9 protein-coding genes are annotated in these 12,501 nt (G+C 73.9%); 3 read left to right on the top strand and 6 right to left on the bottom strand.

Translation table 11 applies throughout. From position 1 onward, the window contains the following. The 5 genes from ACH4EW_RS28885 to ACH4EW_RS28865 form a co-directional block, all read right to left on the bottom strand. A partial coding sequence (locus ACH4EW_RS28885) for a helix-turn-helix domain-containing protein (protein WP_398261882.1) occupies window positions 1–563 on the bottom strand: 563 nt, incomplete at its 3' end. A 7-nt stretch (window positions 564–570) separates the two neighbouring features. Continuing rightward, entirely contained in the window at window positions 571–798 is a 228-nt protein-coding gene (locus ACH4EW_RS28880; protein ID WP_398261880.1) for a hypothetical protein, read from the bottom strand. Window positions 799–1,387: 589 nt separating this feature from the next. After that, window positions 1,388–1,945 carry a telomere-protecting terminal protein Tpg gene (gene tpg / locus ACH4EW_RS28875; RefSeq protein ID WP_398261878.1) on the bottom strand — a complete coding sequence of 186 codons (558 nt, stop codon included), beginning with the start codon at window positions 1,943–1,945 and terminating at the stop codon, window positions 1,388–1,390. A 7-nt stretch (window positions 1,946–1,952) separates the two neighbouring features. Next, the gene (gene tap / locus ACH4EW_RS28870) at window positions 1,953–4,163 is read right to left on the bottom strand and encodes a telomere-associated protein Tap (protein ID WP_398261876.1); all 2,211 of its coding nucleotides are present in this window, start codon (window positions 4,161–4,163) and stop codon (window positions 1,953–1,955) included. A gap of 257 nt (window positions 4,164–4,420) precedes the next feature. After that, window positions 4,421–4,816 (bottom strand): hypothetical protein, encoded by a 396-nt coding sequence (locus tag ACH4EW_RS28865; RefSeq protein ID WP_398261874.1) that lies wholly within the window; start codon window positions 4,814–4,816, stop codon window positions 4,421–4,423. Window positions 4,817–5,077: 261 nt separating this feature from the next. Between ACH4EW_RS28865 and ACH4EW_RS28860 the strand changes: the two genes are divergently transcribed. Genes ACH4EW_RS28860 through ACH4EW_RS28850 form a run of 3 tightly spaced genes read left to right on the top strand, consistent with a single transcriptional unit; the run spans window position 5,078 to window position 12,062 of the window. After that, window positions 5,078–5,686 carry a sigma-70 family RNA polymerase sigma factor gene (locus ACH4EW_RS28860; RefSeq protein ID WP_398261872.1) on the top strand — a complete coding sequence of 203 codons (609 nt, stop codon included), beginning with the start codon at window positions 5,078–5,080 and terminating at the stop codon, window positions 5,684–5,686. Continuing rightward, entirely contained in the window at window positions 5,683–7,410 is a 1,728-nt protein-coding gene (locus ACH4EW_RS28855) for a hypothetical protein (RefSeq protein ID WP_398261869.1), read from the top strand. Before ACH4EW_RS28860 ends, ACH4EW_RS28855 begins: the two co-directional genes overlap by 4 nt. After that, a complete protein-coding gene (locus tag ACH4EW_RS28850) occupies window positions 7,407–12,062 on the top strand; it encodes an FtsK/SpoIIIE domain-containing protein (protein WP_398261867.1) in 4,656 nt (1,551 codons plus the stop codon). The genes ACH4EW_RS28855 and ACH4EW_RS28850 overlap by 4 nt, the downstream gene beginning before the upstream one ends. Window positions 12,063–12,172: 110 nt before the next feature. On the opposite strand, the gene ACH4EW_RS28845 is transcribed toward ACH4EW_RS28850, so the two are convergent. Beyond that, on the bottom strand, window positions 12,173–12,481 hold the full coding sequence (locus tag ACH4EW_RS28845; protein WP_398261865.1) for a hypothetical protein: 309 nt from the start codon (window positions 12,479–12,481) through the stop codon (window positions 12,173–12,175). Between the last annotated feature and the right edge of the window lie 20 nt (window positions 12,482–12,501).

The following is a 12,501-nucleotide window of genomic DNA, read 5'->3' as shown; positions in this document are numbered from 1 at the left end:
GGGGAGACGTTCAGGGCTTCCATGAACGCTGTGAGGTGAGCGCGTGAGGGTACGGCCTCGCCTCTGAGGATGACACTGAGGCTGCTCTTGGGTAGCCGGTGCCGGCCGTCGGGGGTCCGCCCCGCTGCCGCCTGCAGGTCGCTGAGGGACGGCTGCCCTTCTCTGGCTCGCATCTCCACCATGACGTCGTGCAGCTTGCCGAAGCTGTCGATGAGGTCGGGGTGGGTCATCACCGAGCGGAGCGATGCGGCCAGGTCCCGGAACTCCGGAGAGATGCCCGCGCGGCGTCGGCGTTCTTCTTCGGCCCTGCGCGCGGCCTTCCACAGACGCGTCGCTTCCCTGGTGTCGGCGTCGCACGCGGTCGCGTATGCCAGCATCAGGCGGCGGGATGGAATCCTGCCGCTGGCGCCGCGCGAAAGTGCCGACGCGGTGAACTGGTGTCCAGTCAGTTTGGCCATTGCCGCGTAGGTGACGCCTCGGCGCTCGCGCTGGGCACGTAGCCACAGCGCGAGCGCTTGGGACTGCCGGGTGTCGGCGGCAACGGCGTTCTCGCGCCGTCCCATGGGACCGTCAGACGGCCTCGAGCGGCGGCACTTCTGCCGCGCGCATGGCCTTGACGGACCGGCAGGCAACGTAAAGAGCACCGGCGATGAACTCAAGGGCTCCGAACACCGGTATCCCGAAAGCCGCGAGGCCCGCTGCCACCACGATGACCACGATCACGACAATCAGTTCCGTCGTTGTCAGAGCTCCCTGCGAAGGGCCGCCGGGAGCTGGCGGAGAGGAGAACGAACGCATACCTGATTCCTGCCTGACGTCATATCACGCCCCTTATAAGCGCGATGAATTGGCTGCACCGTGAACTGCTGGCGGCGACTTCCAGGTCTGCCCGCCAACCGCGTTGATGCTCTCACCGGGACCCGACCATCACAATGTGTGGCCCCCCGGGGTGGGGTCGTTGATGCATGCACGTCCAGGCGTTCACCGCCAAGGGATGGCGAACGGGTGGCCGATTAGAACCCCGGCCATCCGAAAACCGCAGATCAGAGGAACGAAACCACTATTTTCATTCATTTTCGTCCAGGTGCCATTGCCGAAGCGGGGCATCGGATGCCATGGTCCCTGCAACGCTGCCTCCGGCACTCGCTGCCGAGGTCCCCTGGCGTCGTGGCTGCACCATGAAACAGGGACCGGGCTCACCGCGTTCCAGCGCGGCGCCCACGAGGGGGCGCATCCCCACGCGGATGCGCCCCTCCAAATATCCGGCCAGCCAGACCGGCTGCCCCTCACCACCCCGCGGGACTCAGACATCCAGGCGCGGCACACGGTGCGAGCCCTGGACCACTCCGCAGGTCCAGGGCTCGCACGATGTCCGGGGACAGGCGCTCTACAGGTCGAACTCCAGGTGCTCGATGTCCGTGAACCGGACCTCCTCCAGGCTGCCCGCGCGGCGGCCGCCGTCCTGGAAGTACACCTCCTTGAGCGCTTCGGCGGCGATCTCCTTGAGCTGCTGGTCGCTGGCGCCCTGCTCCTGGGCGTCAAAGAGTCGGGCGGCGTAGCGGGGCGGCAGGGCGACGGTCAGGTGCCGGATGCGGTCCTGGTCCGTCGACCCGATCGGCGCGGTGTAGCCCATGCGGGCGCGGGTGTCGATGACGATGCCGCCCGTGCTCGCCGCCTTCTGCCGGGCCTTGGCCCGGATCTGCGGCTGCCACCGCTTCTTCACCTCGCGCTCCAGGCGCGCGGCGAGGTCGGCACGGGGCTTCTTGATCTGGTCCTTCACGTACCGCTCGACGGTGCGCTGGGAGATTCGCAGCATCTGGGCGACTGCCTTCGTGCCCTTCATCTGCTTGACCAGGTACCGCATCTGCGCGCCCGCGCTCTTGGGCGCTGGGCGGGTGAACGCCTTCTGCACCGCCTGGTCCAGGCCGTCCCCGAACATGCTCATCGCCTACCTACTCCCCGTTGTTCTGATCGGTGACGGTGCCGTCCTTGATGTACCGGGCCAAGTTGAGCTCCGGCGCGTTGAACCGCTCGCGGACCTCCTCACCCCACAGCACGGACTGGGTGCCCTCGTGCTTGACCAGGCCGGGGTTGACCCCGAGCTTGAAGCCGCCGGGCAGCGGCTTGCCCTCCCGGTAGGGCAGGAAGTCCAGCGGCGAGGGCCCGTTGGCCGCGTAGACGACGCAGTCGGACAGGATCGCGACCGGGTACTGCCCGGTGAACGACGCGTGCTTGACGATCTTGCGGTGCAGGTTGATCCGGGTGCGGGAGATGACTGCGGCGCGGATGTCCGGCCGCCAGGTCGGCCGGGACAGGGCGCGCCACGGCTCGCCGGGCCGCCAGCCCTCCCCGCGCGGGCGCTCGCGCAGCTTGCCCAGGCCGCCCTTCACCGTGGCCTTGACCGCGGAGACGACGATCGCCAGCTCCGGGTCGCGGCCCTTGTAGCCGTCCATCGCCGCGAGGAAGTCGGCCGGGGCGAGGTCGGCGTCGACGCCGAGGTCGGCCATGGTGGCGAGGTAGGCGTCGCGCAGCCGGTTGTACCAGCCGTCCAGGTATCGGCCGTTCTCGCGCCGCACCCACGCCTCCAGCGGGCGCACCTCGTAGCCGATCTCCACCGCGTACGCCACGGTGGGCGTCGCGTACCAGGCCGGCCCTTCGGGGCGCTCGCCCTTCGGTGTGAACGGGCTGGGCAGCAGGCTGCCGTCAAGCTCCACCCGCTCCTTGCCGACCTTCACCGTCGACAGGTCGACGTGGGAGAGGTCCACCAGCCACGAGCCGGGCAGCTTCGGGTCGAACACCGGGGCCTTGACGTGTGTCGGCGCTCCGAGGCCGACGTTCAGCCCGTTGGTGCCCGCCGCGAAGGCCATGTTGACGTCGATGCCGACCAGGTGCCGCAGGGTGCACTCGGCATCCGTCATCGGCCGCGCCCAGTCGTACGCCTCCTCGAACAGCTTCTCCCCGGGGCTGCGGACGTGGAAGCGGGGCAGGTCCTTGAGCAGCGGGTGCCCGTCCGGGGCCTCGCACGGCGCGCAGTCCACCGGGCCCTTCCCCAGCGAGCCGGGGTTGTGCTCGGAGTGCCGCTTGCCTTCGGCGTCCGGCGCGGAGGCCCGGGTCGGCGGGTGCAGCGCGGTCATCAGCTCCAGCCCGGTCACGGCCGTGGAGCCGCGCGGCGTCATCACCCGGGACGCGTACACGCCCAGCACCCGTGCGAGCTCCGCCGGCGGAAGCTGCCCGGCCTCACCCCAGTGCCGGGTGTCCAGCGCGTGCCACGACGGGATGCACAGCTGCACACAGGCCCGCTCCGAACCGATGGCCGGGCGATAGATCCTCGCCCACGGCCCGAACCCACGCTTCGTCAGCTTCCACTCCGCGCGGACCAGCTGCTTGATGACCTTGTGCCCCTCCGGGAGCCGCCCGGCAAGCCGCTCCTCCTCCGTGAGCGTGGCCGGGAGGCCGTAGCGCTCCAGCGCGGCCTCGGTGAGCACGAGCAGCGGGTCGGCGTCCTTGCCGGGACCGGACAGCTTCGGCTGCCCGAGCTTCGCCTCTTTGAGGGTCCAGTCCACCAGGGACGGCAGGGACTTGGCGGGCACGTCCAGGACCAGGCCGCCAGTGCAGTACGCCAGCACCTTCCCTTCCTCGACGTCGACAACGGCCAGCGGGCCGTTCTCGAACCGCGAGTCGATGCCCGCCGGAGTACCGGCCGGGGCCGCCTTCTTCGCGCCCGGCCGTCGTGACGTCGACGTCGGCCTGGTGGTGCGCGCCGGACGCGGCGCGGCCGCCGGAGCAGTGCCGACGGGGGCGGGGCTGGTCCGGGTGTTCTCTGTTGCAGTCATGACCGCAGCCTCGGGGGCCGGACCTGTGGACAGAGTCTCGGCTTCCGCCGGGTCGGATGCGCCGGTGAACGTGGCGGGCACCGGGGCGGGGTAGAGCTCCGCGAGCTGCTTGAGCAGTCGCGCATACGCCTCACGTTCAGGGCCGCGCGGCTCGGTCGGCTTCTTCGTCGACTCCCAGGCGGACACCGTGGCCCGCCGCACCTTCAGCGCGCCGGCGACTTCGTCCAGCGTCAAGCCGTGCGCGGTGCGCAGCCGCTTGCGCTCCTCTGCCGTCGGCAGCGGAGAGCGGGACGCGACCAGCGCGTCGACCGCGTTGAACATCTCGGACATGGAACACCTCCTGACCCAGACTTTACCCCATGAACCGTAAAAATCACGCACTTTCACCGTACAAATACCGTACGAAGTGCGTTCGAGACGCGTCGGGTCGGGCGTTCTGGCCGGATTGGTGGTGACCTCTCACAGCGAAGGTTGAGCATTGTCAGCGAAGTCTGGTGACCGCTAGGTTTTCTCAGCGAAGGTTGAGTGGCCGCCGAGGCCGGGGCGTCCGGGGTGACGTTGGGGGACCCGTTACACGCGTACAGCGATCAAGCGCTCAGCACCTTCGACCTGGACTTCTTCGACGGCGGACAACGCTGCCGCACCACATTGGCCGCCGGGTGGAACGTCAGGTTCGAGACTGTGCCGCCGGTACGCGGGTTCCGCTGGAAGTCGCCGCACGGCTGCGGGAGTTCTTCGCGATACCGGGACTGCTGATGGAGGGAGCCGAGGAGGCCGGCGAGGGTCCCCTGGCGCACCGCCGTGCTTGCCAGGGCCTCCGAGTTCGCGGATCCGCAGCTCCTGGCCTCCCTGATGCCCGCGGGGATGCGAATCTTGTAGGTGCGCTGCCCGCATCCAAGCCCGGCGACATCGTGGCACCTGCGATTCGCCCGCCACTGGCCATGGACCGACATGATCACGGACGTGGTCAGACGACTCGACACCTTCCCGCACCCAGGCTGACCAGCAACGGCCCGCCCCGACGGGCAGAGGAGCCACCGACTGGAACCGTAGGGCCCGGCGCCCGCGCGATGCGATCGGGCCGTCTGCATGCCCACACACAACGACGAATTGGCCACCCACCGAAGCCGACGACCCATCACGAACATCGAGGCTAGGCTACGGAATCCGTGGCAGGACCAACGATGTACCGGGAACCGGTACAGGGTCCCGCCTGCGCCGAACTCCCCGGGGATCACCGCACCATGGACTTCCGTGCAGCTCCCGCGCCCGACCATGCGAGAGCGCTCTTACCGGATGAACGGTTCGCCGCGGCCGTCCGGGCTCGCCGGGGGCCGCTCCTGCGCTATGTCCTGAGCCTGCTGCCGGGCGACCCGCAGCGCGCGGAGGACGTGGTGCAGGAGACCTTGCTGCGGGCCTGGCAGGCCGCGCGCGGCGACTCCGGCCGGGACGCCGGCCGTCCCCCGCCGGCCGCCGCCGGGGCCGGGTCCGCCCGTACGGATCCTCAGGAGCCCGCGGCCGCCTGGCTGTTCACCGTGGCGCGGAACGTCGTCATCGACTGGAGCCGTCGTGACGGCGTCCGCCCCGCCCTGCTCGCCTCCCCCGCGCCCGATCTGGCCGCGCCGGTCGACGACCCCGCCCGGGTCGCTGACCGTGCGGAGGTCGTCGCGCTCCTCACCCCACTGTCCCGTCGTCACCGTGAGGTTCTGGTGTACACGTACCTGCTCGGGTCTCCCGGACCCGACACCGCCCGGGCGCTGGCGATCCCGCCCGGCACCGTCAAGTCCCGTCTGCACCACGCGCTGCGGGAGGCCCGGCACACCGCCGCCCGGCACGACCGGGACTGCGCGTGACAGGCAGGGACGCGGGCACGGCCCCGCTCGCCGCGCTGCCGATGCCGGACCGCACCTCGTGGATCATCCTGGCCGGCCTGCTCGTTGCCGTTGTCGCGCTGCTGTGGTGGAGCGGGCGGGTGGTACGCCGCCAAGGCGGCCTGCGGCGCGCGATGCGCCGGGCGCGCTGGGAGGCGCGGATGACCGGCCGCGCGGTGACCCGGCCGTGGCGGGTGATGCGGCGTGACCGGCGCCGGGCGAGGACGCTGGCGGCGTTCCTGGCCGCACCGGACGCGCGGGGCACCGCGGCGGACGCGCTGGACCGCGCCGACCGCGACGCCGCCGGGCCGTGCCGGGCGGTCGCGGTGTCCCTCGCCCCGGCCCGGGACCGGGTACGGGTCCTGCTCGCCGGGCGTGACGTCCCGGCGCCGCCGGCGCCGTGGAGCGCCGCCGAGGCCGCGGAGCCGTGGACCTGGGCCGCGCCGCTGGGCAAGGACGGCTCCGTCGCTGACGGGGTCCCGGAGGCGGAGACCGGGCAGCGGCTGCCGCTGGTCCTGGGTGTGGACCGGCACGGCAGCGGCGGCGTGGTCGTGGCCGACTGGTACGCCGGTCCGCCCATGATCGCCGTCGAGGGCGACGGCCCGGCGGCCCGCAGCGTGCTCCAGGCGCTCACGGCGCAGCTGGACTCCCTGCCGGAGGGGCCGCCGGTCCTGGTGGCCGGCGGCGTCCACGCCCGTTTCGCCGGGCGCCCACTGCCGGAGCTGCTGGAACGGCTGGAGACGGCGGACGGCGACTGCGAACCGCCGGTCCTTGTGTGCTGGGCGCCGGACGCTGCAGCCGCGGCGCGGCTGTGCGCGCTGGCCGAGCGGGGCGCGGTACGCGTGCTCGCGGGCGGCGCGGCCCTGCCGGGGCACGCGTGGGCGCTGCACGCGGAGGCGGACGGCCGGCTGCTGGCCCCTGAGCTGGGCGCCGACGTCGAAGCGGCGGCCTTGAGCCGCGCCGTCGCCCGCGCGCTGCGCACCGCCGCCCGTGGCGGCCACCGGCCTCCGCCTCCGCCCCGGACGTCGGCCGGCAAGGCGACTCCGGCCGACACCGCGGCCACCCCGGGCATGGCGCCCCCGGCGTCGGGCGACATCGCGGCCACGGGCCCCGCCCGTACGCCGGGCCAGGACGGGACCCCGCCGACCTCGCCCGACCGCACCGAACCCGCCTCGATCACCGGCCACACACCGGGCGACGGCGGCGGCAAGCACGCACGCGAAGCTTCGGCGGCCGACCTCACCGAACCCGAGCCGGCCCCGCTCGCCGGCAGTGGCCGGGGGGCTCAGCAGGTGCCGCACGCGAAGGCCGCCCAGGGCGTGGCGCCGGCCGGGCGCACCGGCACCGCCGAAGTCCCCGCTGTCACCAGCCGGACGCCCGATGACGGACCGGTGGACCTCGCGGAGCCTGGACCGGCCCCCGCCGCCGGAAGTGGTCCGGTGGCAGAGCGGGTGCCGCCTGCGAGCGGGGTGCCGGCCGCGCGGGGCGGCGGGTCCGGAGTCGTACCCGACGCCGGGCACAGGCCCGGTGACGGGCAGGCACCGCACCCGCCCGCGTCGGGCACCGCCGACGCCGCCGGACCGCCGGCCGGCACGGGCGCCGGAGGCGCCAGTGACTTCGACGAGCCCGAGCCCGCCCCCTTCCCCGCCGGCCGCGGCGCCCGCGGGGTCTCCGCACAGCCCGAACGGAACGAGCGCCACCCGTGAGACTCTTCCTCAGCATCAGTCAGCCGGGCACCGACCCGGCCGCCCCCGGCCGCGACGTGCTGGTCGACGCCGCCCCCGGCACCTCCGCCGGGACGCTGGCCGGGCGGCTGGCCGGGACCGCGAGCCCCGAGCCGCCTGCGCTGTTCGTCGGCGACCACGAAGTGGACCCCGCGCTGCCGCTGGCGGCGGCCGGGGTGCGCGACGGCGTGCGCCTCGGGCTCGGCGGCCCGGCCCCCGCCGAGCCGGCTCGGTACGGGCCCGCCCGCGGCCGGCTGGCGCCGCCGTCACGGACCCCGGACGGCGAGCGCCTGCCGCGTGGCGCCGGGGTCGAACTGCACGTCACCGGCGGCCCCGGGGCGGGCCGGGTGTGGATGCTGGCCCCGGGCACGCACGCCGTGGGCCCGCTGCCGGGCAGCGCCGTGCCGCTGGACGGCCGCGACGTGCCCGCCGCCGGGATCCGGGTCGCCGTCCGCCCGGACGGCACCGTGCTCGTGCACACCGGCCCCGCGACCGGGCACGCCAAGGCCGCGCTGTCCGAGCCGCAGCCCCCGCCGGAGCGCCCCCGCGCGGACGCCGTGCCGCTGCCGCCCCCGCCGCCGCCGGAGCTGCCCGATCCCGCCGAGGAGGTGTACGAGCCGCTGCCCGAGGGTTGGCGCGAGTGGCCCCTAGAAGCACAGCTGACCCTGGGCGAGTTCCTGCTGCGGGTGACCGAGCCGACCGAGGCGGACGCCGCCGTCGCGCCCTCCGCCGACGGTGCGCATCTGGACTTCAACCGGCCGCCCCGGATCGTGCCCCCGCTGACGCCGGAACGCTTCATCCTGCCGTCGCCGCCCGCGCCGCCCGCGAAGCGGCCGATCCCGCTGCTCGTCGTGCTGGCGCCGATGTTCTTCGGCGTCGGCATGGTGATCGTATTGAAGTCGTACTTCTTCCTGATGTTCGCCTTCTTCAGCCCGTTCCTGGCCGTCGCCAACCATGTCACCGGCCGCCGGGCCGCCGAGAAGGAGTTCACCGCGGCCGTCGCCGGCTACCGGACCCGCCGCGGCGCGCTGGAGCAGGACGTACGGGACAAGGTGGACCGGGAGCGCCGACTGCGCGTGGCGGGCGGCCCCGACCCGGCCGCGGCTGGGCTGTGGGCGGTCGGCCCCGGCGCCCGGCTGTGGGAGCGCACCCGCGCCCACCCCGACCATCTGGCACTGCGCATCGGCACAGTGGGCCAGGCTTCGCTGCTGACCGTGGAGGACTCCTCCCGCGAGGACAACCACCGCTCCGTGCAATGGACCATCCCCGACATGCCGGTGGGCGTGGACCTGGCCGGGGACGGCGTGGTCGGCATCGCGGGTGAGCAGGCCGCCGCCCGCGCCCTCGCCGCCTGGGTGGTGGCGCAGACTGCGATCCTGCACAGCCCGCGCGAGGTGCGGATCACGGTGCTGACCGATCCGGCGGGCGCGCCCGCCTGGGAGTGGGTGCGCTGGCTGCCGCACGCCCGCCCCGGCCACGGCGGCGTCGCCGCCGAGCGTTCCGGCGGCCCGGCGGTGACCCTGGGCAACGACCCGGAGACGGTGGCCAACCGGGTCCAGGAGCTGGTGTCGGCCGTGCGGTCGCGGGCCCGCGCCAAACAGGCGGCGATGAGCGGCGCCCTGCTCACCGAGCCGGACCTGGTGGTCGTGCTGGACGGTGCCCGGCGGCTGCGCGACGTACCGGGCGTGGTGCAGGTGCTGAAGGAGGGCCCGGCCGTCCGGGTCTTCCTGATCTGCGTGGACCAGGAGGAACGGATGCTCCCCGAGGAGTGCGCCTCGGTGTGCGCGGTCGGGGCACGCGAGCTGACACTGCGCCGCAGCCGCAGCGCCGACCTTCCGGGCATACGGCCCGACCTGGTGGACGCCGACTGGTGCGAGCGGGTGGCACGGGCGCTGGCGCCCGTACGCGACATCACCCCGGACGGCTCCGACGGCCTGCCGGACCGGGCGAACCTGCTACGGCTGCTGGAGCTGGAGCCGCCCGCCGCCGCGGACCTGGTGCACCGCTGGGAGCAGCGGCCCGCCTCCACCGGCGCGCTGCTCGGCGTCGGCTACACCGGGCCGGTCGTCTTCGACCTGGTCAAGGACGGCCCGCACGCGCTGGTGGCGGGCACCACCGGCGCCGGCAAGTCGGAGCTGCTGCAGAGCCTGGTGGCGTCGCTCGCGGCGGTGAACCGGCCGGACGAGATGACCTTCGTACTGGTCGACTACAAGGGTGGCAGCGCGTTCCGGGAGTGCGTGCGGCTGCCGCACGTCCTTGGCATGGTCACCGACCTGGACAGCCACCTGGTGGAGCGGGCGCTGTCCTCACTCGGCGCCGAACTGGTGCGCCGCGAGCGGCTGCTGGCGGACGCGGCGGCCAAGGACCACACGGAGTACCGGGCCATGCGCCGCCGGAACCCGCTGCTGCCCGCGCTGCCCCGGCTGCTGCTGGTCATCGACGAGTTCGCCACGCTCGCGCGCGACGTGCAGGAGTTCGTACCGGGCCTGGTCTCCATTGCGCAGCGCGGCCGGTCGCTGGGCCTGCACCTGGTGCTGGCCACACAGCGGCCCGCCGGTGTGGTCACCGCCGACATCCGCGCCAACACCAACCTGCGGATTGCGCTGCGCGTCACGGACACCATGGACAGCCAGGACGTGCTGGAGGTCAACGACGCGGTGACCATCTCCGCCGCCACGCCCGGCCGGGCCCTGGCGCGGGTGGGTCACCGCTCAGTGCTGCCGTTCCAGACGGCGTACGTGGGCGCCGCACGGGAGGACGCCGTCGCGGCCGCACCGACTGCGGACGCGTCCGCCCCCGCAGCCGCCGCGGAGGCGCCGATCTGGACCAGCGACGTGAACTGGTCCCTGCTGGGCCGGGCCGCGGCCGAGCCCGCCCCCGGGCAGGCGTCCGAGGACGACGCCGCCGAGGCCGATGCCGACGGCCCGACGGACCTGTCGGTCCTGGTGGACGTGCTGTGCGAGGCCGCCGCGGAGCTGGCGATCGCACCGCAGCCCAGTCCGTGGCTGCCGCCGCTGCCCACCGCCCTCACCCTGGGCGACCTGCCCCGGCGCCCCGACCCGGGCAACGGCAGGCTCGCGCCGGTGCCGTGGGCGCTGGCCGACGTGCCGGCGGCGCAGCGGCAGGAGCCGCTGGAGCTGGACCTGTCCGCCTTCGGGCACCTGTACGTCATCGGCACACCGCGCTCGGGCCGTTCGCAGGTGCTGCGCACCATCGCCGGGGCCCTGGCCCGCCGGCACTCCAGCGCCGACGTCCACCTGTACGGCATCGACGCGGCCGGCGGCGCGCTGGCCGCCCTGACGGCACTGCCGCACTGCGGTGCGGTGGTGCCGCGCGCCGACCTGGAGCGGCTGGGTCGGCTGCACGCGCGGCTGCTCGCGGAGATGGCCCGCCGCCAGGAGCTGCTGGCCGCGCACGGGGTGGCGTCGCTGCCCGAGCTGCGCGGGCTGCTGCCGGCCGCCGAGCGGCCCGCACACGTGGTGTTGCTGATCGACGGCTGGGACTCGCTCGTGGCGCTGCTCGGCGACCACGACAGCGGTCGGCCGGTGCAGGAGCTGACCGCCCTGATCCGCGAGGGCGCCCCCATGGGCATCCACGTGGTGGCCACCTCCGAACGCGCCCTGCTGTCGGGCAAGGTGGCCTCGCTCAACGACGAGCGGCTGCTGATGCGGCTGACCGACCGCAACGAGTACATGCTGGCCGGTATCTCCTCCAAGCAGATCCCGGCGGTCGTGCCGCAGGGCCGCGGCTGGCGGGGCGGCAGCGGTACGGAGGTGCAGGTGGCGCTGGTCGGCGAGGAGGCCGCGGACGCGTCCACGGCCACCGGCCGGGACCAGGCGGAGGCGCTGCGCCGGATCGGCGAGGAGGCGGCCCGCAGGGACCGGGACGTGCCGGCTGCCCGCCGTCCGGCGCGGGTGCTCACGCTGCCGCGGCAGGTGGCGTTCACCGACGCGTGGGAGAAGGTGCCGGCCGAGCGGCGGCGCCCGCTGTGGGGTCTGCTGGGCATCGGCGGTGACGATCTGGAGCCGCTGGGCGTGGACTTCGCGGCCGGCTCACCCTCGTTCCTGGTGAGCGGCCCGCCCGGGGCGGGCCGCTCCACGGCGCTGGCCAGCCTGGCGGTGTCGCTGCTGGCGGGCGGCACACGCGTGGTGGTGCTCACGCCGCGCGAGTCGCCGCTTCGCGGGCTGCGCCGGCATCCGCACGCGGTGGTGCTGGAGTCGCCGGACCCGTCGGCGGACGAGGTGCGCGACGCGCTGGCCGCCGGTACCGGCCCGGCGGTGGTCCTGGTGGACGACGCCGACCTGCTGGCGCAGATGCCGGCCGCCGACCCGGTGCTCCGGGAGATCGCGGCCACCGGCCGGGACCGGGGCCACGGGCTGGCGGTCGCCGCCACTGCCGAGACGCTGACGTCGGCGGGCATCGGCTGGCTGGGCCAGGTGCGGCGGGTACGGCGCGGTGTGCTGCTGTCGCCGCAGTCCCCCGCCGAGGGCGACCTGCTGGGCGTGCGGCTGCCGTACGACCAGCTGCGCGGCCGGCCGGTGCCGGGGCGCGGGCTGACGGTGGACCCGGTGACGGGGATGCTGGTGTCGGTCCTGATCCCGGAGACGGTGCTGCGCTCGGACGACGGGGCCTGAGCCCCGGGCCCCGGGCCCGGGGCGCGGACCGGAACGGGCCCCGCCGTGCAGGACGGCGGGGCCCGGCCCGTTCGCGCGCGTACGGCCCGAGGGCCGGGTGGGGCGGCGGGTCAGGACGCCTTGTTGGTGCTGGCCGCGATCTCCGCGTCCATCTTCTCCACGGACTCCTTGATCTTGGTGAACTGCATGGCGAAGCTGTTGATGCTCTCCACCGCCTGCTGGAGGGAGGCGGTCAGCTTCTCGTAGGCGGCCTTCATGGCCGGGCTGCTCTGCTGCATGAACAGGCCGTTGTCGAGCAGGCCCTCGACCGAGGTCTTGGTGGACAGCAGGTGCGGGTTGATGTCGTTGACGGCCTGGTTCATGACATTGGAAACGCGGACGATCTCGGTGTAGTTGAGGTTGATGTTGCCGGCGGGCATGGATCGCTCCTTTGGTGCGG

The sequence above is a fragment of the Streptomyces sp. NPDC018000 genome, assembly GCF_044328025.1.
Taxonomy (GTDB): Bacteria; Actinomycetota; Actinomycetes; order Streptomycetales; family Streptomycetaceae; genus Streptomyces.
The sequence above is the reverse complement of the archived record's forward strand: the minus strand, read 5'-3'. Positions and strand labels throughout refer to the sequence as shown.

Bases quoted from the DNA above. Each gene is read 5' to 3' on its own strand.
- ACH4EW_RS28845 (WP_398261865.1), bottom strand. From the start codon at position 12,481: ATGCCCGCCGGCAACATCAACCTCAACTACACCGAGATCGTCCGCGTT.
- tpg (WP_398261878.1), bottom strand. From the start codon at position 1,945: ATGAGCATGTTCGGGGACGGCCTGGACCAGGCGGTGCAGAAGGCGTTC.
- ACH4EW_RS28880 (WP_398261880.1), bottom strand. From the start codon at position 798: ATGCGTTCGTTCTCCTCTCCGCCAGCTCCCGGCGGCCCTTCGCAGGGA.
- ACH4EW_RS28860 (WP_398261872.1), top strand. From the start codon at position 5,078: ATGGACTTCCGTGCAGCTCCCGCGCCCGACCATGCGAGAGCGCTCTTA.
- tap (WP_398261876.1), bottom strand. From the start codon at position 4,163: ATGTCCGAGATGTTCAACGCGGTCGACGCGCTGGTCGCGTCCCGCTCT.